The organism is Paenibacillus pinisoli (assembly GCF_003605435.1).
GTDB classification, from domain to species: Bacteria; Bacillota; Bacilli; order Paenibacillales; family Paenibacillaceae; genus Pristimantibacillus; species Pristimantibacillus pinisoli.
Window position 1 is genome coordinate 165,566 of sequence record NZ_QXQB01000007.1, and the last position, 23,576, is coordinate 189,141.

Sequence of the window (23,576 nt, forward strand, 5' to 3'; positions counted from 1 at the left end):
TCTCCTTTAATTTAGAATAGGAGTCGGCCGATTCTGAGGAACCGGCGCTTGGAACGGGGCTCTTGCATAGATCGCCTGCACATCCGCGATAGCTTGAGTAGTCTGCTCGACATCCTTTTGCATCAGATCCTTTAGCTCCTGGTCAAATACAATCCCTTGCATGAGCTTGGATTTGGCCAGGCACAGCGTTTTGAAATTAAGGAATTCATGCAGCTCCAACGACTCATGGGGCGCTAACGGTTGAGAATTCATTGCGAACGAATCACCTCCGGCTTCTTTTCCAGAGATAGCATCTCCTAACTCTTTCACGTTATGCAGAAAATAAGGAATGCCGGATGTAGGGCTTCCGGCATGACAGCTTTAAGATTGAGGTTTTTGCAGGGGTGTAGATTTAATTAGGGTATGTTCAGGAGGATCCGGCTTAATCAGGATCTGCAGCTCGTAGCACAGCTTCTTGTTGCCGAAGAGGGATAGATAAGACTTTTCTACGAGAACCAAAGGTCCCCCTACATCGAGCGAGTGTGCTGAGATTGCCGTATAGAACGGTTCGATGTGCTGCTCCAGGTTTTCATCATTCTCCACAAGCACTTGCTTGGTGAAATAAGTGCCTGCCGGCAGCGTCAGGTCGCTGCGCTTGTTCGACTCCATATACAGTGTAATGCTGTTCGTGCCGTCCGATATCCAGTAGACATCTGATTCGAACAAATCCGGTACGTTCCGGGCATGTTCCGCCAAGTGCCGGGCATTCAGCGCAGCAGCCCAATCAAGCTCCAGCCATTTGGCAAGCTGGACGGCTTTGCGCTCCTTGATCTGATAGGGCTTGTTGACCGGATCGAAGTTCTGTCCTTCACGGAGCACCTGCCGGATGAATTGCTGCAGCTCCGTCAGCCGCCCGATCTCCGCTTCGACGCCCTCCAGGGAATGGCGAAGCAGCTGCTGGTACTGGCCAGGCGTATATGCCATGCTTTCCTGAATGGCGGAGACAGAGACTCCGAGCTTGCGCAGCAGCAGAATATGAGATAAGTGATAGATTTGATCTATGCCATACATTCTGTATTGGTTGTCGCTCACGTAGGCAGGCTGAAGCACTCCTTTTTCCTCGAAATATCGGATTTGGTGCACGGAGACCCCCATCAATTTAGCGAATTCGCTTATGGTAAGCTCATTTTTCACGGTAATCACTCCCAAGCCAGGCACGGTTTATTATCTTTAAGTTACACCTTAGGTCTGGCCTAAGGTCAAGTCGTTTATTTTCTCCAAAGGCAGGGAGGATGGATAATTTCTGGATAAAAATTAGTGCTTGGGCGCAAAAAAGGGTATGATGGCAGATAGGAATGGTTGATGAATCTAGAATGATGAGCAGAGAGCAGGCTATAAAACATGACAAAACAAAGATATCGTTATAGCGAATCGCCAATTTGGCAATTGCAGCGGGATTACTATGAAGAACTGGGCTTGAACGCCTGGAGGAACGACCAGGTGCCACAATATATTACGAGCAATCCGATGATTGCGGCGGCCTATGCAGAGATGATATTCGGATTTCTGCAGGACCGGGCGGGCAAAGGGGAGGCCGAGGAGCCTGTCTATATTGTCGAGCTGGGCGCCGGAGCGGGGCGCTTCGCATTCCATGTGGTGCAGGAGCTGTGCCGGCTGAGAGAGTATGCGGAGCTGGAGCTGCCTCCGTTCCGTTATATCATGACCGATCTGGCTATGAGCAATGTACTGGCATGGAGAGAGCATCCCGCGCTGCAATCTTTTATCGCAGAGGGGCTTCTGGACTTTGCGCAATTCGATGCGTTTCAAGACAGCGAGCTGCATCTGATGGTTGCAGGCGAGAGCATCCGCCAAGGCCAATTGAAGCAGCCGCTTATGCTTGTTGCCAATTACTTTTTTGACGGAATTCCGCAGGAGCTGCTGTATATAGGCGGCGGACAAATCTATGAAACGGATGTCATCATAGATGCTCCAGAGGTAACGAAGCGGCACAAACCATCTGAGGCGCTAAAGCGGCTCTCCCTGCAATATGAGCATCGGCGGGCGCCGGAGTATGAGGAGGAGTCTTATCCTTATCGGGATGTGATTGCCGTATATCAGGAGGAGCTTGAGGACTCGCATATCCTGTTCCCGACAAGCGGGCTTTTGTGTCTGGAGCGGCTGAATAAGCTGTCTCAGGGGGGATTTGTACTGATTACGGCGGATAAGGGCGACCATCTGCTGGATAACTGGAAGTTTGCAGACCCGCCGGAAATCATCCTGCACGGCAGCTTCTCGCTCACGGCCAACTTTCATGCCTTTCAATATGTGTATGAGCAGCAGGGAGCGGAGGCGTTATTCCCGCCGCATCATTACAAGAATATCAACGTGGGCTGCCTGATTCATCTGGATCAGCCGAAAAGCTATGCCCATACAAGACTGGCCTACCGGCGTTCCGTAGCGCGATTCGGACCGGATGATTTTTTCAGCTTGAAGGAAAGTGTAGACCGCCATATCGGCAGCATGGGCATGCAGCAAATATTAGGTTTTTGGCGGCTGGGTGGCTACGACGCAGAGTTCTTTATTCAAAGCGCGAAGCGTATATCCGCTTTGCTGCCGGAGGCGAACGATGAGGAGAAGGAAGATATCAAGTTTGGCATTGATCTGATGTGGTCATCGTTCTACGTCATGGCGCAACGCTACGACTTGGCGCTTGATGCGGGTCTAATCCTGTTCGAGATGGATATGTACGAAGAAGCGAAGTGGTTCCTGGAGACGTCCGTTGCAGCGGATACCGATTCGATTGTGCCGACCGTTTATTATTGTCTGGCAATCTGCTGCTTCGAGCTGGAGATGGACGAAGAGGGACTCGATTATACACGAAAGCTGCTTGAGGCAGAGCCTGATAACGAAGAGGCGCTGGCGCTGTTAAGCCACTTCTGACGGGGGCTGGTTCGCTCTGAGTAGACCGGAGTAACGGTAAAAGCTGCATCCGTACCTATATGGATGCAGCTTTTCTAATCTACGGCTTTATTGAGGGTTCGTGGTCCAGATGCCGGCTGTTTTCATAAATACGCGTTGCGGCAGCTTCAAGGCCGCCAAGATCAGCTCGGCTACGTCCTCTGGCTGCATCATGCGATCCTCGTTGCCAATCGGAAGCCCTGTTTTTACAGCCAGCTCCGTGTTGACAGTAGACGGATTAATGGCGGTTACACGGATATTCGACTTGCGAACCTCTTGCATAAGCGATTCCGTGAAGCCGATAACCGCGAATTTCGACGCACAATAAGCAGAGCCTGTCGCGAAGCCGCGTTCGCCTGCGGTAGAAGCAATATTAATTATGCTGCCGCGATTGTGATTGATCATGGTCGGCAGTGCCGCGCGAGTCACATAATATGTGCCCATTAGATTAGTTTGAATAATGCTCTCCCACTGGTCAGGGTCCATGTCCGCTACTGTGCCGAATTGAGCCGTACCGGCATTATTGAGCAGAATATCGACAGTGCCCAGCGCCTCAATCAGCCCGGCCACAGCGAACTCGGCCTCTGACCGGTTAGAGATATCGGCAGCGGCAATGCTTACTTTGACACCATAAGTGCTGGTTAGCTCCTGCTGCAGAGCTTCCAGATCCGAATAGCTGCGTGCCAGCAAGCCTAGATGAACGCCTTCTTTGGCTAAAGCAATAGCTGTTGACTTGCCGATGCCTTTTCCGGCACCTGTAATAATGGCATGTTGATTGCGTAAGGTCATAATAAAAAGCTCCTTTTCGTGGTTGTATGGGAATGGCACGGCCTAAGGCTACATTTGCAACAAGGTCATTACGGCCTTTATTATTAATGATAATGGAATCTAATACAAGTGCTTGCTTGTAAGCAAGCTAGGATCTCAAAGCACTAAGGAGTCTTAACGATGGGTGATCTGCACTTTAAAAAATCGGTCGAATTGACCTTGAAGGTAATGGGCGGCAAGTGGAAGCTGGTTATACTGTGCCACTTAATGGACGGAGTGAAACGCTTCGGCGAGCTGAAGCGCGGCATGCCGGACATTACGCAAAAAATGCTGACTCAGCAGCTTCGCGAGTTGGAGGAGGACGGTATTATCCATCGGGAAGTGTTCGTGCAAGTCCCTCCTAAGGTAGAGTATTCCTTGACGGAGTATGGCAAGACGATGGAATCCGTGCTTCATGTCATGGCCGAGTGGGGAGAGAGGCATCAAGAACGGATAGAAGCTGATTACGATGAATAAACCATGTCCCCAAGGTTATTTATTATTTCAGGAAAAATTTCAAGTAGGAGAGAAGCCTTCAAACCCATTTTAACGGTGGTTTTGAAGGCTTTTTCGTTCGATATTTTGGGACAAGCCAACTCGCTGCTCCCCTTTTGGAATTGTCTTTTTTTGAGGTCCATAGTTTCAAAATGGGTACTACGTTACTGAATAGTGCGTACTTTTTCTTTTGGAAGCAACATCGTACAATGGTCCCGTGACAGACCACACTATACGATAAGGAGTGACACCCTAATGAAATTGCAGTTAGCGCTTGATCTGGTCGACATTCCACAAGCCAAGCAAGTGGTGAAGGAAGTGGAAGCCTATATAGATATCGTGGAAATCGGCACGCCGGTTGTCATTAACGAAGGACTTCGCGCGGTGAAAGAAATCAAAGAAGCTTTTCCGCATCTGCAAGTGCTGGCAGACCTGAAGGTGATGGATGCAGCCGGCTACGAAGTGATGAAAGCATCTGAAGCAGGCGCCGATATTGTTACGGTATTAGGAGCTTCGGAGGACATGACGATCAAAGGTGCAGTAGAAGAAGCGCGGAGACAGGGCAAGCAGATTCTGGTGGATATGATCGCCGTGAAAAACCTGGAGCAGCGTGCCCAAGAAGTGGATGCGCTCGGCGTTGATTACATCTGCGTGCACACAGGTTATGATCTTCAGGCAGTGGGGCAAAACTCATTCAACGATCTTTTAACCATCAAGCGCGTGGTGAAGCAGGCCAAGACAGCGATTGCCGGAGGCATTAAATTGGACACGCTGCCTGAAGTCATCGAGGCCGGCCCTGATCTTGTCATTGTCGGAGGCGGCATTACCGCTCAAGAAGACAAGCAAGCAGCTGCGGCAGAGATGCGCAGATTGATCCGGCAATGAGCTTGAGGCCCATGAAGGAAAATCGGCATGCGGCTGCTATCCTGGAGGAGCTGCAACGAACGGTTAGCCAATTGGATGATGAGCATGCGGGGGTGCTGGCAGAGCGTATTATGCAGTCGCGCAAAGTCTTTCTGGCAGGAGCAGGCCGCTCGGGCCTGATGATCAAAGCCTTCGCCATGCGGCTTATGCATCTGGGCATTGAAGCATATGTGGTGGGCGAGTCGGTTACACCGAATGTAACGGAGCATGACTTGTTCATTATCGGCTCTGGCTCCGGGGAGACGAGAAGCCTCCTGTCGATGGGGGAGAAAGCCAGAAGCCTGCACGCTTCCGTCGCGGCTGTCACGATATTCCCGGAATCGTCGATCGGGCTGTTGGCGGACACCGTCATCAAGCTGCCGGGTTCGCCCAAGGATCAACGGAATGATGAGTTCTCTACCCGGCAGCCGATGGGTTCCTTATTTGAACAGACCCTGCTCGTATTTTTCGATTCCGTCATCCTTCGGCTTATGGAGCAGAAGGGGTATGATTCTGCAGCTATGTACGGCAGACATGCCAATCTGGAATAGCAGCCGCGCCCACAAAAAGCACATCCGAAGCGTCATGTACGCTATCGGATGTGCTTTTCCGGTTCAGATCTTAAGTGGTTGTGGTTGCTACAACACGATCTCTCTGCCGCGTTCTGCGGATTCGTAGATCGCGCTTAGAATCTTGATCATATCCACGCCGTGCTCCGGCGTAATAATCGGCTTCTCGCGGCCGAGCACGCATTCGATGAAGTGGTGGATATTCGCCGTATGCTGAGGCACTTCATCCGCTTTGAAGTACGGCTGCTGGTTGATCAGCGTACCCTCATTCTCCGTGAAGAGGCTAAGCTTGTCGTTCACAAGGCTGAAGCCGCCTTCCGTGCCGCGCCATTCGAGGAACTTCTTCTCTTCCTCGACGTTGGACGCCCAGCTGAACTCGATTTGCAGCGATGCGCCATTGTCGAATCGGATGAAGCCGGCTGCCAGATCCTCCACGTCGAAGGTACCCTCCGGAATTTTGCCCGAAGCGTCCGGACGGTCCGCGAATTTGCGATAAGTGGAGCCCGATACCGTCACCGGCTTCGGATTGCCGCTCAGCCACATCGCCATATCGATCATATGCACGCCAAGATCGATCAGCGGGCCTCCTCCTGACAGCGCCTTAGTCGTGAACCACCCGCCGCGGCCCGGGATGCCCCGGCGGCGAATCCAGCCGCAGCGGCCCATGTAAAGCTCGCCCATTTGGCCCTGCTCAATAATGCGCTTGGCGAACTTTGCGGACTCTGTGAAGCGGTTGTTGCGCATAACCATCAGCAGCTTGCCAGAAGCGCGGGCAGCGTCGGCCATCTTCTGCGCTTCGATCGGATTGATCGCATCAGGCTTCTCGCAGAAGACATGCTTGCCTTGCTGCAGGGCCGCGATCGCAATCTCCGAATGCAGCAGATTCGGCGTGCTGATGTCTACAATATCGATGGACGGATCTGCCAGCAGCTCCTTGTAATCCTCGTATACTTTTGTACCCGGGTATTCAAGAGCCAAGGCTTCGGCAGAAGCGCGGAACGGGTCGCAGAAAGCCACGATCTCGACCTCTTTATGAGTAAGCCAGCCTGGTAGATGCACGGCTTTGAATATGCCGCCGGTGCCAATAGCGCCAACTTTCAATGTCATGATGATCTCTCCTTAAGTGGATATATCCGTTGTTGTCATAGGCAACAAAGATAAAGATTGGGATGCATCCCTATCGTATCACGAAAGCACCTACCTATGCGCGATCCTCTCTTGAACCATCTTGTCCTTTTCTTATTCCATTTTGTCTTTTGGCCATCGGCAGGCATTCAAGCCGGCATGGATGCTGCAGACTCGGCGGACCGAGCCGGTTTCCATAGCCAGCGCTGCAAGACCAGCCCGATGAGTCCGATTCCGCCGACTGCTAAGCCTACGAAGAGGAAGGTGGAGGATGCGCCCCACAGCCCGATGAGCACCCCGCCAGACAGCGGGGCCACAACGAAGATGGCGCTGCTTACGGAATCGAAGATGCCGCTGACCCTTCCAATCGCTTCAGGCGGCGTCTCCTTCTGTAGAATATAGTTCATGCCGGTCGATGTGAATCCCGTTCCGACCCCGCCGACGAAGGTTGCGCCCAGCAGCAGCCATAACGGGAAGCTCGGCTCGAACATGCCCGCAGCGGCGAACATAATTCCGATTAGCATGACCCCGCCGCCCAGCAGCCATCCATAGGCGGAGAGCTGCCGGAACCGGCGCAGCCAGGCAACGCTGGCGAGGCCGCCCAAGCCGATAGCTGTAACCAACCAGCCGACGAGCTGCGGCTGATCAGGCGCGACATCCCGAAGCAGCACGGTAATTTGGGCGTCAATCATCTGTATGCCCGCCAGCCCAATGAGGCAGAAGACGAGGCTGACCCTCAGCGCTCTGCTTCCCAGCAGAATTCGCCAGCCATCCCGCCAGGCGGCACCCATGGGCAGGGCAGCTTGGGAGGCGGATCCAGCGGCAGCGGCAAGCCCTTCTCTTGCGGGAATGCCGAGGAGCAGCAGCGCCGACACGATATAGCAGACGGCATTGACGGCCATGCAAGCCGCAGGAGAGAGGGCTGCGGCGACAGATGCGCCCAGCAGCGGGCCAAGCGCCTTCGACAGCTGGAACACCGCGCCGTTGAGCGAGGCGGCTTGCAGCAATTGGTCGGCTGGCACCACATTCCGCGTCATCGCTTGCTGGGCGGGATAATGGAAGACGCGGGCGGAGGAGCGCAGCGTGATGAGTCCAAGCAGCACCCATGCATTCGGCGCGAAGATCAGCAGGATAGTGATTGCGGCGCGAATCAGATCGGTTGCGATCATCAGATTCCGCTTGTTCCATCGGTCCGCGAGAATGCCGGCCAGCTGGCTGAACAGAATGCCCGGCACGGCAAAAGACAGCGGCACGAGCGCAATGGTCATGGCATCCCCCTTCCAGATGAAGCCGAGCAGAATGGCGACGGCCATAAAGTCGAAGTAGTCGCCGAATGCTGCGAGACCGTAGGCGGTGAACATTTTGGCAAAGGAACGATTGCTTTTTAACATAAGAAAAACCCCCTGACATCATCATGGAGATGATCGTAACAGGGGAATGTCAGAGAATAATCAGAGGCACTCGCGAAGCACGCGTTCCGTCTTGGCCAGCAGCTCATCGAAGCGGTATTGCTCATCCAGTTGGCCCCATTGCCTCTGGCAGGCCAGCAGGTAGGTCTTGTCACACTCGTATCTTCCGAGGTATGTCAAAGCCAATCTGAGGTTGCCAAGCAAGTGGGGGATGAACTGCGTCTCTCTCGTTATATCGATGCCGTCATCCAGCGCTTGGCGCGCCGAACGAATTTCCCCCTGCCGGTACAGAAGCATAGCCTTGGCGACAAGGCAGGCGCCCCGTTCCCGCTGGATCGGATGAAGGCTTAGCAGCTCCTCGCATTCCTGCAGCTTGGCTGAGGCCTCTTCGAGCCGATTCTCTTCTATTCGCAAGCACATTTCCTTCAGCAAAAAGATGGCTGTGAAGCTTGGGGAGTTCAACTCAGCAACAGCGTCCCGAGCGGCATCAAGCGCTTCCCGCGCTTCGCTTAACATGCCGGCTTCAAGGTACAGGAGAACTGCGTTGAGCCGCAAGTCCTGCTTCCATGCCGGCGACAGTGCATGGCCTTTGGCAATCAGCCGTTCAAGATAAGAAATAGAAGCCGCAGGCTCCGGCTGCACGATGGAGTAGATAAAGCTCGCGTAGGCGGCCTTTTGCCAAATCGAAATGTCGGTTGAAGCCAGCAGCCGCTCGAAGTCTCCCCGCACAAAGTGGATATAGACATCGTAATACGGATCCCCGGGCAGGCTGAGCACCTCGCGATGCGCCGACAGCAACTGCATGGCTGCCCCCATGCCGAGACTGTGATATTTCGAGAACATCCGGTTGACGTCATCTGCGAATTGGTGGTCATGCAATAGCGGGCTGTGCGGTCTTCTCGTGTCTTGGCGCAGCAGCTTATAGCCTTGGCCGCGTATGGTCTCAATCCGAAGCAGATGCGGCCACGGCGCAACTTTCTTGCGGACCCGGTAGATATGGTCGTCCACCGTCCGGTCGCTTGGTTCCTCCAGCGGCCATACCGCTTCGAGCAAGGCTTCCCTTGAGAAGGAGCGCCCCGCATGCTCATAGAGATAGCGAAGCAAGGCGAATTCCTTCGGCAGGAGCTGAATGCGTTCTCCCCCGTATACGGCTTCATAACGATCCGGGTCAAAGTGAATCATCATTATCCCCTTGCCTTTCTTGGCGTACAGTTTCTTTATAGTGATGATGGCATGGGCGGCGGAAGAAAGCAAGGGAGGCTAATCCGGGCGCCAGGAACGGTGAAATCCGTGCAGCCGTGAGAATAAGCGGTTCAGGAATACATCGGTTTGCCGCATGATCTGGTCCAGATGATGAAGCTCCAATATGCCGCTGTCAGAATGACTGCCGAATGCCAGATCATCTAGCTTCTTGTAGTGAATCAACAAGTCGTCCCCCGGGTTCGTATCCGTATGCATGCATGCGATTAAGTCCAGCATGGAGAGGCTGGAATGGAGCTTGAACGTATTCTCATGAAAACATAGCGCTCTCAGCATGGCAATGAAAGCGGAGTGGCAGAGCTGCAAGGAAGTACGGCTTTGATTGTCATCCTGCATCCGATAAGCCAGCAGCATATGATAATGCGCCAGGGTATAATACCCCTCGATCTTGCGCTGAATGTGATTTTCCACGGTTGAAGCCTCCTTGACAATGGAAAGATACAATCCTCAACAATAATACCTATAGATATCAAAAATATCAATGATATCATTTGTTTGGTGTTTACCTTTGGGAAACTTGTCTACACTTTTGACATAGAGAGAGGTGAGCCACCATGAAGGACAGAGAAGTATTGAAGCTCGTAGGAAGCCGAATTCGGGTGCTGCGGAAGGAGAAGGGGCTCTCGCAAGAGTCGCTTGGAGAGAAGGGCGGATTTCATTTTTCATATATCGGACAGATTGAACGGGGCGAAAAGAATGTGTCGCTCTTGAACCTGGCCAAGATTGCAGAAGCGCTTGAAGTGAATTTAATCCAGCTATTTGCTTACATAGATGAAGGTTTTGAGGCTACGCCGCTTGATGAAAGCATTCAGGAGGTCGTGAGCATGCTGCGTGAAGCCAATGAAGAGAAGGCAAGACTCGCCAGAAATGTGCTGAGAGAGATCGTTAAAGGCAATACCTCGATTTGAAACATGGACTGGGATCGGGGAAGTTAGAGCTTACCTGGTCTCTCGGCCGCCTGGCTGAGGATCTCTTGATTGATGCTCCATCCCGCATCGTTTCGATATGGATGGACCTGATGCCTGACTGAGATAAATACGCCGTGCCGATGCATACATCCTCGATTAAAAGCCAATTATTCTTCTTTTCCTGCGAATGCAATGGGTTTCCTCTAATGCTTGTGAAGCAGCTTCCGTCATTAAAAACTGAAAATTTCCGCAATATAAACTTTTTCCGCCGCAGTCTTTTGCCGAAATCCCGGGAATATGCTCTATACGGGATTGCAAATAAAAGGTAATTAGGAGGAGCGGGAATGGCTGTCGGATTGGTGCTTAGCGGCGGAGGAGCGCGAGGAGATTTTCAGGTAGGAGCGGTGCGCTATCTCTACGAACGCAACATTAAGCCCACTGTAATTGCAGGCACATCGGTGGGAGCGATTAATGCAATCAAGCTAACGGAAGGCGAGGGAGACGGCAATGATGCCGCTCGCGGTCTGCGCGGACTGACGGGAATATGGCGTGAGCTGCAGACAAGCGCGGATATGTGGAAGGAAGAAGCATGGCTGGTCAACGTTCAAAACTCGGAAATTCTCAAATTTCTGAACGCGTCGGCTGGCCGCCAGCTGGGTACAGCTGCTTTGGAGGTTGCGAAGCTGGGACTGGGACCGATCGGCTGGGCATGGGTCGCCTATGATATTGCGCAGGTCGTAGGCGATATTGAAGAATTGAGACGGGAGCTTGGCAAAGTCGTCAACGCGCAGGCTCGTTCTTTATATAATCTGGGACCGATTCTGGCGAAGCTGAACGATCCCGCCAAGCTGGATCTGAACAAGGTTAGGCAGAGCGGCATTAAGCTGCGGCTCGGCGTGGTTGCGCTAGAGAGCGGCGCGTTGCGGTATGTTACAGAAACGGGGCAGCTGCTGGAGCGGGACAGCGTGAGCTATGTGCAGACTGGACCCCATCTGGCGCCGGAATGCCGTCCGATAGCAGATACGATCAAGAGTCTGGAGCTCAGCAGGGCTAATCTTCAAGATGAGCTTCATAGAGCTGCGACTGGGGAAAAGGCGAAGCTGGTCGCACAGATTCGCGATCTGAATGCCCAAATCTCGCATCAGAACAGCTTGCTGACGGCCTGCAAGCAGGCTCATCCATCGCAAACCAGCCCGCTGAATGTCAACCTTATTCAAGGCACGCTTGCATCGGCTTCCATTCCGCTTGCGTTCCCTCCTGTCAAGCTGGGCAGTGAGAATTACGTAGATGGCGGTGTACGAGAGATTGCGCCGATTGAAGCGGCTATTGGGGCTGGCGCTACCGAAATTTATGCCATACTTGCTTCAGACAGCCGAATGGACCCTGCCCGCAGCGCCATTGGCGGACATCTACTGCCTTCCTTTGACGCGGGCGTTGCGAACGTCGGCGATGTGATCAATCGTTCGGCCAACGATATTATGACCAATGAGATCGTGCTGAACGAGGTGGAGCCGCATAATGGCTGGGCTCCAGGCATTCATGTAACGATAATCCAGCCGGATAACGATATTCACGATATTATGACGATAGATCCCGGCCTTATTGATATACGCATGGCGCATGGTTATATGCGTGCAGACGATACATACCAAGCCAAGCAAGCCAATGCACCGGGTTATAAGCAGCTTGCGGAGCAGTATTCCCGCGACCGGAATACGATTCTGATCTACGAGACGCGGCACGAAATATGGAAGCTGGAATATGCGGCGAACGGATATAAGCTGGAATACGACAGCAACGGAAGGCCCGTTCATCCCGCCAAGCGGATGGAGGCCAGCCTGCAAGCGATGCGCGAGGTTCGCGCGCTCAAGAATGTATTGCGCGACCTTGTCCGAGAGCGGCAGCAGAAGGGCGGCTATGTTCCGTCGGAGGCCGAAAGCTGGTGGACGACATGGGAGCGCCATCCCTGGACGCCGGAACGCGGCTTGTGGCTGTCCACAGGTCCCGTGGCGCAAGGCGACGATATGCTGCCGGGAGAAATTCTCGCGTTTGAACAAGGCATTCATTCGCCGAATGGGCAATATTCATTTGTATTCCAGGGTGACGGCAATCTTGTCCTGTACAAGATTACGAGAACGACAGGTGCGGTCTCCCCTCAATGCCGCCCGATCGCGAACGAAATCACGGATTTGCAAAATAACGTCGCGCTTCTGCAAGAGGAATTATCTACAGCTTCGCCGAGGGAGAAGCCCGGTATTTTGGCCGAAATTCGCCAGCTGAACACCCTCATTGGTCAAAAGCAGAATGCGCTGAATGCCTGCAATGTAACCTACCCGCCGCAGGTGAACATTCAGCGAACGGCGATCTGGGCAAGCGGCACGGGAAGTCCGGCAGGCGTGTGCATCATGCAGCCGGACGGGAATTTGGTAATTTACGATGAGTTTAACCGTTCGCGCTGGCATTCCAATACCTTCACTCATCCTGGCAGCCGTCTCGTCGTGCAGGACGACGGCAATGTCGTCATCTATTGCCCGGACGGCCGGGCGGTGTGGTCGACAAGAGGCTAGACAGAACAATCGCCGCGCGCTTCCAATAATGGGGGCGTGCGGCGATTTTTTGCGTTAATTAAATTGCGCCAGAAACTTCGTCATCCAGGCAATATAGTGAGCGCCTGGAATGAAGAGCAGCTGCGCAATCAGCGTGCCCAGCAGGCGGGAGGCGATCATAATGACAGAGATGCCTTTGAGGTGCAAGTAGCTGCCCCGGCCGTTCACGACATCGTCGGCGAGCACCGATATTCTGGGATCGATGAAGAGGGCCAGCAGAATGGTAGCGATTCCGTTAACCAGACCGGAAGCCATACTGGTGGCTCCATACCGGTCAGGAGCGAGCAGTGATGCGTATAACGCCGATAAAACCCCGATGGTATATACGGCCGTGACGATCATATTGAAGAAAAACAGCCGGAGCGGCACATCCTTCAGCTTGATATCCTTGAGATAGGAGAGCTTCGGAACATGAATGTGCTTAACGCCTCGTCTGATATATTCGAGAGAGAAGCCTTTTTTGACTAGAGATGGAAAAGAGCCGCGCTCCTGGGACAGATGGATGATCGCCCGGGAGAAGATGGCGGTGAACGTAGGGAGCAATATGATGCCCGCAATAGTGCCGAGCGTAGAAGCGCCGATTAATATGCGGAATTGCTGCTCCACGAAGGCTAGCGTATTTTCTTTGGGAGCCGTATCGATCAGACTGCCCGTGACGGGCAGCTGCATCATATTGGCCATGCGCGAGACAATGACCATCATATTGAACAGCGACAGCGCCGAGGCGATCAGCTTGACCCTGGCTCCCGACAGCCGCACGGCATAGGCTAGTGTCTCAATGCTATGAATGATGAGAATAAATAAGGCGATAAATAGAACCTTGCCTGTTAGAGCATCCAATGCGCACACTTCTCTCTTGTCTACTATATCTGGATGTTAGTATACCATATCCTACCGTTTCTTCCGATAAGCCCCCGGCGAGATGCCATACCGTTCCCGGAATAACCGATGGAAGTAGGCATAGCTGCCAAGTCCGGTCTCTGCCGCAATCTGCTCCAGCGACATAGGGCTGTGATCCAGCAGCTTGATCGCATGGCTTAGGCGCAGCTGCTGGGCATAGCCAATAATCGAGACGCCAAATTGCGCCTTGAACAAATGGACGGCCCGGGATACGCTGAGGCCCGTATGCTGGGCCACTTGGTCCAGCGTCAGCGGCTCTGCCGCATGCTCCTCGATATATTGCCTCATGCGAAGCGCATGAAAGGCAAGCGGCGACTGGCCCTCTGGCGATTCCTCGATGGCGCGGTCGATCAGCATGAGCAGCGACCACACCAGTGACGAGGCAATGTTGGGATTGCCGCCGTCAAGCCGCCTTTTCTCCAGTATAATTTGGTACCATACGGTCTTGAGGCGATTGTCCTCGGCAATCTTGGTCAAGGTTGGCCGCTTCTTCTGATCCCACCACTCCCGCATACCGGGACCGTTGCTCATAACGTAGTAATCCCCGGAGGGCTGAGGGGCCCCTTCCAGATATCCAATGCGCAGATCGTAGATATCGCCCGGCTGGAACAGCAGCAGGTCCCCCGGACGGATTTCTCTCATCTCCCCATGAACGAGCGCCTGGCAGATCCCCTCCACCTGAAGCCTGATAATATAAGTGTCTAGACCGCTGCCATAAACTTGATGGAACGGCTCTTCATGTCTGGAAAATTCGCTTAACTGGACGTTAATGGGATTCATGGCGACGCTGGCCCCCTTTGCCATCATTATAACATTCAATCAGATTGTTGATGTATTCGATTATATTGTTTCTACAAAGAATGGAGGGCCGCCCCTTATAATGGAAGCATCATGGATCAGGAAGGGGCATGCATTCATTATGACTACTCGTACAGTAAAAACGATTCAGACATCGCAAGGCACGCAGGACCGGCTGGCGGAGGTCGAATCGCTGACGCTGCGTGCGGATGAGGCGGGCGTAGAGAACCAAGTGATTAACGTCTATGAAGACGTTGAGTACCAGTCGATTATCGGCTTCGGCGGCGCCATTACCGAGGCTTCCGCTGTGACGGCATCGAAGCTGAGCGAAGAGAACAGCAACCGCATCCTGAATGCGTATTATGACGCGGAGGAAGGCATCGGCTACACGATTTGCCGTACACATATCAATAGCTGCGATTTTGCGCTGGGCAATTACACTTACGTAGAAGACGGCGATGTGGAGCTGAAGACCTTCGACATCAGCCATGACCGCGAGGCAATCATTCCGTACATCCAGAAGGCCAAGGGGCTGGCTGGAGAAGACTTTACATTCTACGCTTCGCCTTGGAGCCCTCCGGCATGGATGAAGACCAATGGCGAGATGAACCATGGGGGCAAGCTGAAGCCGGAATATTGGGATGTATGGGCTCGCTACTATATCAAATTCATTGAAGCCTATGAAGCGGAAGGTCTGCCGCTGTGGGGGCTGACTGTACAGAACGAAGCGAAAGCGGTGCAAATCTGGGATTCCTGCATTTACACGGCTGAGGAGGAGCGCGACTTTGTGCGCGACCATTTGGGGCCGGAGCTGCATAAGTCGGGCCGCCAAGATGTGAAGGTCATGATCTGGGACCACAACAAGGAGCGCGTATATGACCGTGCGAAGGTCGCCTATGAAGATGCGGTAGCGTCCAAGTACATCTGGGGTCTCGGCTTTCATTGGTATTCCGGCGACCACTTCGATGCCTTGTCGGCTGTGAAGCACCGCTATCCGAACAAGGGCCTGATGTTCACGGAAGGCTGCCATGAGGGCGGCGTGCAGATCGGCTCGTGGAAGAGCGGCGAGCGCTATGCGCATGACATAATCGGCAATCTGAACAATGGCATGGAAGGCTGGACGGACTGGAACATCGTATTGGACGAGCAAGGCGGCCCGAATCACGTAGGCAACTACTGCGACGCGCCGATTATCGCCGACACGAAGTCCGATTCGCTAACCTTCCAATCGTCGTACTACTACATCGGCCACTTCAGCAAATACATCCGTCCGGGCGCGATCCGCATTGCCTGCTCGAAGTATACGGAAGCGCTGCAAACTACTGCGTTCAAAAATCCGAACGGCGAATTGGTTGTCGTTGTCTTGAACCGTACCGATGACGGGCATCCATATGTTCTTCGCAACAATGAGCAAGTCGCGGAAGGCAGCATTCCTGCACACTCTATCCAGACGCTGATTTTCCCGAGCGTATAAGGGGGCAGAAGAATATGACAGCATCTTCAAAGCGCAATTGGCTGACGCCTGAGATTCTGGAACAAGCGAAGCAGATTCTGTCTGGCTTGACTCTGGAAGAGAAGGTTGGGCAGATGACGCAATATGACTGGGGCTATAATCCGATTAACCCGGAGACAGGCGTGTCCCAGCGCGACCTGCTGGTCGAAGAGATTCGCGGGGGGCGCGTCGGCTCTATCTTCAATTTGTCCGGCGCCGCAGAAGCGAATGAGCTTCAGAAGCTCATTCAGGAGAATACGGCGAGCCGCATTCCGCTCTTGATCGGACGCGACGTTATTCACGGTTATAAAACGGTGTTCCCGATCCCGCTCGCGCAAGCATCGGCATGGAATCCGGATCTGGCGAGACGAACGGCGGAGGCCGCTTCCCGCGAGTCCATCACGGATGGCGTAGCTTGGGTATTCGCGCCGATGATCGACATTAGCCGCGATCCAAGATGGGGACGCATTGCCGAGAGCATCGGCGAGGATCCGTTGCTCACAGGCGAATATGCGAAGGCTTGGGTAGAAGGCTCGCAGATCGATGACGGAGCGGGGCAGGCGACGGCAAGCTGTCCGAAGCATTACGCCGCATACGGGCTTGCGGAAGCGGGACGCGACTACAATACGGTAGACTTGTCCGACCGCGTATTGCGCGAGGTGATCTTGCCGCCGTTCCGCGATGCCGTGGACGCCGGAGCGCTGAGCATCATGGCTTCCTTCAACGAAGTGAACGGTATTCCGGCTTGCGCCAACGAATATTTGCTGAAGACGATTTTGCGTGACGAGTGGGGCTTTGAAGGGATTGTAGCCAGTGACTATAATGCGCTTCAGGAGCTGATCACGCACGGCGTTGCCGGCAGCGAAGAAGAGGCATGCGAGCGCAGCATCATGGCAGGCTGCGATATGGATATGCATTCCGGCTTCTATATGCGCTACCTGCCGAAGCTGGTTCGTGAAGGGCGCATGCCGGAGAGCGTCGTGGACCAGTCGGTGCTGCGCATTCTGGCCGTTAAGATTAAGCTGGGCTTGTTCGAGCAGCCTTATGTGACCGTCCCTTCGGAGGAGGCGGCTGCATCGGCACGCGCTTCGTTCACGGAGCTGGCGCGCGAGGCGGCGAGGGAGTCGATCGTCTTGCTGCGCAACGAAGGCAGGACTCTGCCGCTGAGCAAGCAAGCCGCGTCGATTGCCGTCATCGGACCGCTCGCGGACAATCGCAAGGACCCGCTTGGCTGCTGGGCATTCGACGGTAATCCGGAGGATGTGGTCAGCTTGCTGGAGGGCGTGCGTCAAGCTGTTGGAGCGGGTGCTGCGATTCATTATGCGGAAGGCTGCTCCATGGACTCGGACGGCGAGGAGGGATTCGAAGCTGCGCTAGACGCGGCACGTCAAGCGGACGTCATTGTGCTGGCACTGGGCGAGGCGCTGGAGATGAGCGGCGAGTCCCGTTCCCGGACGTCGTTGGACCTGCCGGGCGCGCAGCGCAAGCTAGTCGAGGCTGTGGCTGCGCTGGGCAAGCCTGTGACAGCAGTGCTGCTGAGCGGCAGGCCGCTTGCCTTGCCATGGCTGCAGGAGCATGTCTCCGCCATCGTGCAGGCTTGGCATCTCGGCGTACAGAGCGGGCATGCTATTGCGGACGTGTTGTTCGGCGACTACAATCCTGGCGGCCGCTTGCCGGTCACTTTCCCGCATAATGTGGGCCAAGTGCCAATCTACTACTATCGCAAGAAGACAGGCCGCCCGCCAGCGGGCGTCTATTCTTCCTACTACATCGATTCTACGACAGAGCCGCTTTATCCGTTCGGCTATGGCCTCAGCTACACCGAGTTCGAGTATAGCGGCATTACAGCTGACTGGACTTCGATTGCGGCTGATGGCGAGCTGACTGTGTCGGTGACGGTATCGAACGTCGGAGACCGTATGGGCGAGGAAGTCGTCCAGGTTTATATCCGGGACGAGGCAGCAAGCGTCACCCAGCCGCTGAAGAAGCTGATCGGCTTCGGCAAAGTGAGCATCGGGCCGAACGAATCGGCTACGCTCACCTTCAAGGTCGGACGCGAACAGCTCGCTATTATCGACCAGCACATGAGGCTGACCGTCGAGCCGGGTGACTTCACCTTGTGGGTCGGACCAAACTCCAGCGAAGGACAGTCGATTACAGTTACAGTAGTATAGTAAAAAAGGGCTTCTGCGTTTGAGCAGAGGCCCTTTTATTATTTGATGCGCTTGCGCTTCTGTAACGTTGTTAGGCATGGGTACGATCAGCTTTTTGCAAGGACAAATTAGCTTCTCACGTACTAGCCGGATTAGCCCCGACAGGTCCCGTTAGAGCTCCATTTGGTGCGATTTCACCGCTGTAACGACGCCAGGCGTCACTGCAATCGCAATTCTGGCTTTCTAGCGAGTGTAGCCTCGTCAGGCCCCGTTAGAGCGCCATTTGGTGCGATTTCGTCGCTGTAACGACGTCAGGCGAGCCTACAATCAACATTTAGTCTTTCTAGCGAGTGTAGCCCCGTCAGGCCCCGTTAGAGCGCCATTTCGTGCGATTTCGTCGCTGTAACGACGTCAGGTGTCACTACAATCGCAATTCTGGCTTTCTTGCGCGTGTAGCCCCGTCAGGAACCTTTAGAGCGCCATTTGATGCGATTTCGTCGCTGTAACGACGTCAGGCGAGCCTACAATCAACATTTAGTCTTTCTAGCGAGTGTAGCCCCGTTTGGCCCCGTTAGAGCGCCATTTGGTGAGATTTCGTCTTGTAACGACGTCAGGCGTCACTACAATCAGCATTTAGTCTTTCTAGCGAGTGTAGCCCCGTAGCCCCGTCAGGTCCCGTTAGAGCGCCATTTGGTGCGATTTCGTCGCTGTAACGACGCCAGGTGTCACTACAATCGCAATTCTAGCTTTCTTGCGCGTGTAGCCCCGTCAGGAACCTTTAGAGCTCCATTTGGTGCGATTTCGTCGCTGTAACGACGCCAGGCGTCACTGCAATCGCAATTCTGGCTTTCTTGCGCGTGTAGCCCCGTCAGGCCCCGTTAGAGCGCCATTTGGTGCAATTTCGTCGCTGTAGCGTTGCCAGGCGCGCCTACAGTCAGCATTTAGTCTTTCTAGCGCGTGTAACCCCGTTTGGCACCGTTAGAGCGCCGCTTGGTGCAATATCGTCGCTGTAGTGACGCCAGGCGTCACTACAATCATCATTTCGGCTCACAAGCCAAATTAGCCCCACAAGGCACCGTTACGGCGCCGGCTAGCGGGTTACTCTGCATCTCTCTCCAACTATCAATTGCCATCAAATAGGCCCCCACAAGGCGCGGGTCCAGGCGAGGCTCATGCCAAGACGCTCCATGTTGTGCTGGCTGGAGCTGCCGAAGCTGGCTTGGCCCGCCACGAGATCGCAGCCCGCTCGATGAGCTTCATAAAGCCTCCACTGCAAAAGCGCGGTTTGCAGTCCTCTTCCCCTGTATTCAGGCAGCGTCGCAGCCAGTGCGAGCGAGGCTGTGCCCTCATGAATATGCATGACGCCTACAGCAGCCGGAACCTCGTTCCAGCGGGCCAGTAACAGCCTCCAGCCAGGGCGGTTCAGCAGCCCGATGTTGTTGTTCACGAAATGATGCTTATCGTCCAGACTCATGCCAGCGCCGACGCAATGAATACCCGCATATACATCAAAGTCCGTCTCATTCTCGATGGACTGGACAGTAATCGAAGGAGCCAACGCCGGACGTTCCTCACGTGGAAGCCCATAGAGCACGGATTGGAAGCCCGTCTGATGCAGTCCTTTCCCAGCCAAGTGGCGAAGTGTCTCGGCATTGTTGCCGACAGGATCAATATCCATCTGGAAGCGGCGCTCCCTCTCCCGATAGAAGGCTAGAATCTCGTCGAGATGGCCAATATCCACATGCGAGAATCCTCTTATTGAATTGAACAGTCCCCAAGGCATCGTTTTAATATAGAAGGCTGCTATGTTGCCGAGCTTCATAATTTCTACCCCTTCGGGGTTGCCGATTCTTTCTCCAATCGAGCTTATGCGCGAAGTTATAAATGCTGCCTCAGCCTGCTGAATACGCGCTGTTAACGTTTCGTTTAGAACAGGAGGTCTCATTGCACAATCACACATCCTTTTTAGATTTTAACGATAAAAGCCGCGAGTAAGGGGGTTACGGACTGCCCTTGCTCTTCTGTTGATCGGGTATGATGAACGATACGCTCGTTCCCTCGTCAGGCGTGCTTTGAATCAACAACCCTTGACCATACAGCTGGAGGAGTCTGCGGTTCGTATTGGCAACGCCGATCCCGCTCTTGCCGCTCATGGTCCGGTTCAGCAGCTGATGAACGGTTTCTTGACTGATGCCGATTCCATTATCCCTCACTTCAATGAGCGTGCCTTGGTCTACGCGTGCGACCCGAATCAGCACGGTCCCGCCTTTATTGCGCTTCAACAAGCCATGCTTGACGGCGTTCTCGATAAGCGGCTGTATGGTCAGCGGAGGAAGCAGCGGATTGAGGCCTTGCTCAATGTCCCATTCGACAGACAGGCGTTCCTCGAACCGCTCCTGCTCGACATAGAGATAGGCCTTGGCTAGCTCCAGCTCATGGGACAGCTCGACCAATTCCTCTGTGTTCAGAAAATCAAAGCTGATCCGGAGATACGAAGAGAAGGCTTCAACAAGAGAACGCATCTTCTCGGTATCTGTCATGCTTAACGCCATGATGGAATTAAGTGTATTGAACAGGAAATGCGGATGAATCTGCGCCTGCAGATAAGCGGCCTCCATACGAAGCCGTTTGTGAATCGATTGCTTGAGCGTAATCAGCGCTTTAATTCGATATTTCAGCTCCAGGGCGTCTACCGGCTTGGTCACGTAATCATTGGCGCCTGACGCGAAGCCGGTATAAATATCGGTAGACTGGCTGCGCGCCGTCAGCAGCAAGACAGGCAGCTCTGATAAGGAGTAATGCTCCCTGATCCTCTGAGTCAGCTCATAGCCAGACATCTGCGGCATCATCACATCGGCAATGACGAGATCCCAAGCCCCGGTCGCGAGCAGTTCCAATGCTTCGCGGGCAGAATGGGCGGTTGTCAGCTGATAGGGCTCTGAAGACAAGATACCGGCGAGGACGCTCAGATTGACAGGGTCATCGTCTACGGCAAGAATATGAACCTTGCTGTCATTCAGCAGCGCAGGGATAGACTCTTGCGGCAAGGAGGCCAGAACGCCTGCAGCCATTTCGGCTTGGCTGAGAGCAGCTGCGGACAAGGCCGGATTAAGCGACGGTGCAAGATGCTCGTCGCCTGCCAGCGGAAGCTGGAAGCTGAAAGTCGAGCCCTGCCCAGGTGATGACCGGACAGTAAGCTCGCCGCCGTGCAGCTCGACCAGCTGCTTGCATATGCTTAGGCCAAGTCCCATGCCTCTGCCGTCGCTAATTCCGTAGGCCCCTTGCTCGTAAGGCCGGAAGATGCGTTCCTGTGTCTCTTTATCCATGCCAACCCCGGTATCGGATACATGAATGACCACGAAGCCGCCGCGGACTTCTGCGGATATGTCGATTTGGCCTTCCTCGGTGTATTTCAGCGCGTTGTGCAGCAGATTGTACATAATTTGCACCAGCCGCTTCTCATCGGCCATTACAAGCGGCGTGGAGTCTGCAATGTTCATTTGCAGCCGGACAGGCTTGCCCTCCATAAGAAAAGCCAGCATGGCGATAATGCCGGGCACGAGCGACTGAATATGCAGCGGTTCTTGCTTCAGCGCGATGCGATGCTCCTTTAGGCGCGCGACGTCGAGCAGGTCGCCCAGCATATGGGACATGCGCCGGCTGATCTTGATTAACAGCTCCATGTCCTTGATGCTGCTGGCGTTCATTCTTTCCTTTTCCTTCGTGACGACGGTTTCGGCAATGTTCATAATGCCATGCAGGGGTGTCCGAAGCTCATGCGACGTATTGGCAAGGAATTGGTCCTTCAGCTTATCTTCCTTTTTCAACTGCTCGTATAGCTCCGAGTTCTCTCTGGATTGGCGGTAATATTTTTTGAACCAATAAGTAGAGAAGCCGATCATGGCCGCCATGATATCGAGAGGATAATAGACGGTTGTCACATCTTTTGATGCAGAAGCGAAGCTCCACAACAAATTGGAGATAATGCTTACAGCCGATAACAGCAGAAATATGATGTCAATGTCGTTTTTCTTATTAAAGATCATGCCGCCCGCAATGCCTATGAACCATATGAACGGCACAAAGAAAAAGAAATAGATGACTTTATAAGTGACCAAGATGTCGATCACATCCGCCGGTGCAGCGAATAGGACAGCTGTAAAGGCGACTAGAGATATGGTGAAGGCGCGCACCCATACGTTGCCCGGCTTGGCAGCCGAGAATCGCCTGAACAAGAGCAGAATGAGAAAGATCTGCCACATGAGAGAGATAAGCCTGATCTTGATTGCCCAAGTGTAATTGATAGGCAGCCACAGCATAAGCAGATGGTCATGGCCGGCGGCGACAGAGATGGCAACGGCAATTAGCAGCAGGCTGGTTAGCAGAAGGGTGCGTTCTTTCCAATTAAAGTAGTAAAGAATGAATGCGTACAGGCTGTGCAAAACAAGCAATACAAACGTAACCAGCTGGAACCCGATCGAATACCATCTCACGTTATCTATCGCAGCTAACGAACCGAATCGAAGGGAACGGGTAATACCGCCTTGGCTCGGCTTATCGTAGTTGGCGACGCGAATAAGCACATCAAGCTCCGTCGTTCCTTCCACCGAATAAGTGGCTGTATACGATACGTTCTTCGGGGAATAGCCGTTGGCGCTGGCGGCAGGCCGGCCTAAGGCAGCCAATTCGTCTCCGTTAATCTCAATTTCTGATGAGGCTTGAATGCCCTTCACCCAGATCGATACGGGCTGCACGAGCGGGTCGGTCAGTATGCGAAGGCGATATGTGCCATAGCCGTAGGCATAGCCGTCATCACGGCTCAGTAGATTCCCCCAACTGCCGGGCACTTGAATGTGCTGGGAGGGCGGCGCAGCGGTCTGAACATCTTGACCAGTCAGCAGCTGCTCCGGATAGAAGAGCCATTCCCCGTCCATATAGAAAGCATGCGAGGCTTCCAGATCAATGCCGCGCATGTCGAGCACGCCGTTCTCGATAGGAAGGGATTGGGAAGTAGGGAAGATATCTGACCATACCAAGCGAAGTCCTGTGAGGCAGGTTAGGAATAGAATCGCTATAAGTAAGTAGGCAATCTTTTTATGTTTAAATAGTCGCGTCATCATGATCATAAAATTCGACATCATGGCCGATAATCCTCTAGGTTATGCGAATCGCGCAGAAGATTGAATATGCCCGCGCGGGTGGGTTTGAAAGAAG

Annotated in this window: 19 protein-coding genes; 8 read left to right on the forward strand and 11 right to left on the reverse strand. The window is 53.8% G+C overall.

The window, feature by feature from the left end; all coding sequences use genetic code 11:
- Positions 1 to 6 precede the first annotated feature (6 nt).
- A complete protein-coding gene (locus tag D3P09_RS24895; protein WP_120114141.1) occupies positions 7 to 252 on the reverse strand; it encodes a spore gernimation protein GerQ in 246 nt (81 codons plus the stop codon).
- A gap of 108 nt (positions 253 to 360) precedes the next feature.
- Positions 361 to 1,173 carry a MerR family transcriptional regulator gene (locus D3P09_RS24900; protein ID WP_120114142.1) on the reverse strand — a complete coding sequence of 271 codons (813 nt, stop codon included), beginning with the start codon at positions 1,171 to 1,173 and terminating at the stop codon, positions 361 to 363.
- 207 nt (positions 1,174 to 1,380) lie between these two features.
- Between D3P09_RS24900 and D3P09_RS24905 the strand changes: the two genes are divergently transcribed.
- Entirely contained in the window at positions 1,381 to 2,919 is a 1,539-nt protein-coding gene (locus tag D3P09_RS24905; protein ID WP_120114143.1) for a tetratricopeptide repeat protein, read from the forward strand.
- 87 nt (positions 2,920 to 3,006) lie between these two features.
- Here the strand turns inward: D3P09_RS24905 and D3P09_RS24910 are convergent, their stop codons facing one another.
- Positions 3,007 to 3,726, reverse strand: a complete 720-nt coding sequence (locus D3P09_RS24910; RefSeq protein WP_120114144.1) for a 3-ketoacyl-ACP reductase — start codon at positions 3,724 to 3,726, stop codon at positions 3,007 to 3,009.
- Between the two features lie 159 nt (positions 3,727 to 3,885).
- Here D3P09_RS24910 and D3P09_RS24915 point away from each other — a divergent pair, with 159 nt between their 5' ends.
- The 3 genes from D3P09_RS24915 to hxlB all read left to right on the forward strand — a co-directional run bounded on the left by D3P09_RS24915 (position 3,886) and on the right by hxlB (position 5,693).
- Positions 3,886 to 4,221, forward strand: coding sequence for a winged helix-turn-helix transcriptional regulator (locus tag D3P09_RS24915; protein WP_120114145.1), 336 nt, complete (start codon positions 3,886 to 3,888; stop codon positions 4,219 to 4,221).
- A gap of 273 nt (positions 4,222 to 4,494) precedes the next feature.
- Positions 4,495 to 5,124 (forward strand): 3-hexulose-6-phosphate synthase, encoded by a 630-nt coding sequence (gene hxlA / locus D3P09_RS24920; protein WP_120114146.1) that lies wholly within the window; start codon positions 4,495 to 4,497, stop codon positions 5,122 to 5,124.
- Positions 5,125 to 5,135: 11 nt separating this feature from the next.
- Positions 5,136 to 5,693 (forward strand): 6-phospho-3-hexuloisomerase, encoded by a 558-nt coding sequence (gene hxlB / locus D3P09_RS24925; RefSeq protein WP_120114147.1) that lies wholly within the window; start codon positions 5,136 to 5,138, stop codon positions 5,691 to 5,693.
- An 87-nt stretch (positions 5,694 to 5,780) separates the two neighbouring features.
- Here the strand turns inward: hxlB and D3P09_RS24930 are convergent, their stop codons facing one another.
- From D3P09_RS24930 to D3P09_RS24945, 4 genes are all read right to left on the reverse strand, one after another.
- A complete protein-coding gene (locus D3P09_RS24930; RefSeq protein ID WP_243644472.1) occupies positions 5,781 to 6,818 on the reverse strand; it encodes a Gfo/Idh/MocA family protein in 1,038 nt (345 codons plus the stop codon).
- Positions 6,819 to 6,985: 167 nt separating this feature from the next.
- Positions 6,986 to 8,227 carry an MFS transporter gene (locus D3P09_RS24935; RefSeq protein WP_120114149.1) on the reverse strand — a complete coding sequence of 414 codons (1,242 nt, stop codon included), beginning with the start codon at positions 8,225 to 8,227 and terminating at the stop codon, positions 6,986 to 6,988.
- Positions 8,228 to 8,287: 60 nt separating this feature from the next.
- Positions 8,288 to 9,430 (reverse strand): winged helix-turn-helix transcriptional regulator, encoded by a 1,143-nt coding sequence (locus D3P09_RS24940; protein WP_120114150.1) that lies wholly within the window; start codon positions 9,428 to 9,430, stop codon positions 8,288 to 8,290.
- Between the two features lie 75 nt (positions 9,431 to 9,505).
- Positions 9,506 to 9,916: a hypothetical protein gene (locus D3P09_RS24945; RefSeq protein ID WP_120114151.1), complete on the reverse strand. Its 411-nt coding sequence runs from the start codon at positions 9,914 to 9,916 to the stop codon at positions 9,506 to 9,508.
- Between the two features lie 143 nt (positions 9,917 to 10,059).
- On the opposite strand from D3P09_RS24945, the gene D3P09_RS24950 reads away from it, so the two are divergent.
- Both D3P09_RS24950 and D3P09_RS27945 read left to right on the forward strand, forming a co-directional pair.
- A complete protein-coding gene (locus tag D3P09_RS24950; RefSeq protein WP_120114152.1) occupies positions 10,060 to 10,413 on the forward strand; it encodes a helix-turn-helix domain-containing protein in 354 nt (117 codons plus the stop codon).
- 344 nt (positions 10,414 to 10,757) lie between these two features.
- Positions 10,758 to 12,980, forward strand: a complete 2,223-nt coding sequence (locus D3P09_RS27945) for a patatin-like phospholipase family protein (protein ID WP_207892552.1) — start codon at positions 10,758 to 10,760, stop codon at positions 12,978 to 12,980.
- Between the two features lie 54 nt (positions 12,981 to 13,034).
- On the opposite strand, the gene D3P09_RS24960 is transcribed toward D3P09_RS27945, so the two are convergent.
- Both D3P09_RS24960 and D3P09_RS24965 read right to left on the reverse strand, forming a co-directional pair.
- Entirely contained in the window at positions 13,035 to 13,859 is an 825-nt protein-coding gene (locus tag D3P09_RS24960; protein WP_120114153.1) for a lipid II flippase Amj family protein, read from the reverse strand.
- A gap of 51 nt (positions 13,860 to 13,910) precedes the next feature.
- The gene (locus tag D3P09_RS24965; protein WP_165867576.1) at positions 13,911 to 14,699 is read right to left on the reverse strand and encodes a helix-turn-helix domain-containing protein; all 789 of its coding nucleotides are present in this window, start codon (positions 14,697 to 14,699) and stop codon (positions 13,911 to 13,913) included.
- A gap of 139 nt (positions 14,700 to 14,838) precedes the next feature.
- On the opposite strand from D3P09_RS24965, the gene D3P09_RS24970 reads away from it, so the two are divergent.
- Positions 14,839 to 16,191, forward strand: coding sequence for a glycoside hydrolase family 30 protein (locus tag D3P09_RS24970; protein ID WP_120114198.1), 1,353 nt, complete (start codon positions 14,839 to 14,841; stop codon positions 16,189 to 16,191).
- Between the two features lie 14 nt (positions 16,192 to 16,205).
- Positions 16,206 to 18,383: a beta-glucosidase BglX gene (bglX, locus tag D3P09_RS24975; protein WP_120114155.1), complete on the forward strand. Its 2,178-nt coding sequence runs from the start codon at positions 16,206 to 16,208 to the stop codon at positions 18,381 to 18,383.
- Positions 18,384 to 19,494: 1,111 nt separating this feature from the next.
- Here bglX and D3P09_RS24980 read toward each other — a convergent pair.
- Entirely contained in the window at positions 19,495 to 20,184 is a 690-nt protein-coding gene (locus D3P09_RS24980; RefSeq protein WP_133305056.1) for a GNAT family N-acetyltransferase, read from the reverse strand.
- A gap of 178 nt (positions 20,185 to 20,362) precedes the next feature.
- Entirely contained in the window at positions 20,363 to 23,503 is a 3,141-nt protein-coding gene (locus tag D3P09_RS24985; RefSeq protein WP_341538305.1) for a hybrid sensor histidine kinase/response regulator, read from the reverse strand.
- Positions 23,504 to 23,576 lie beyond the last annotated feature (73 nt).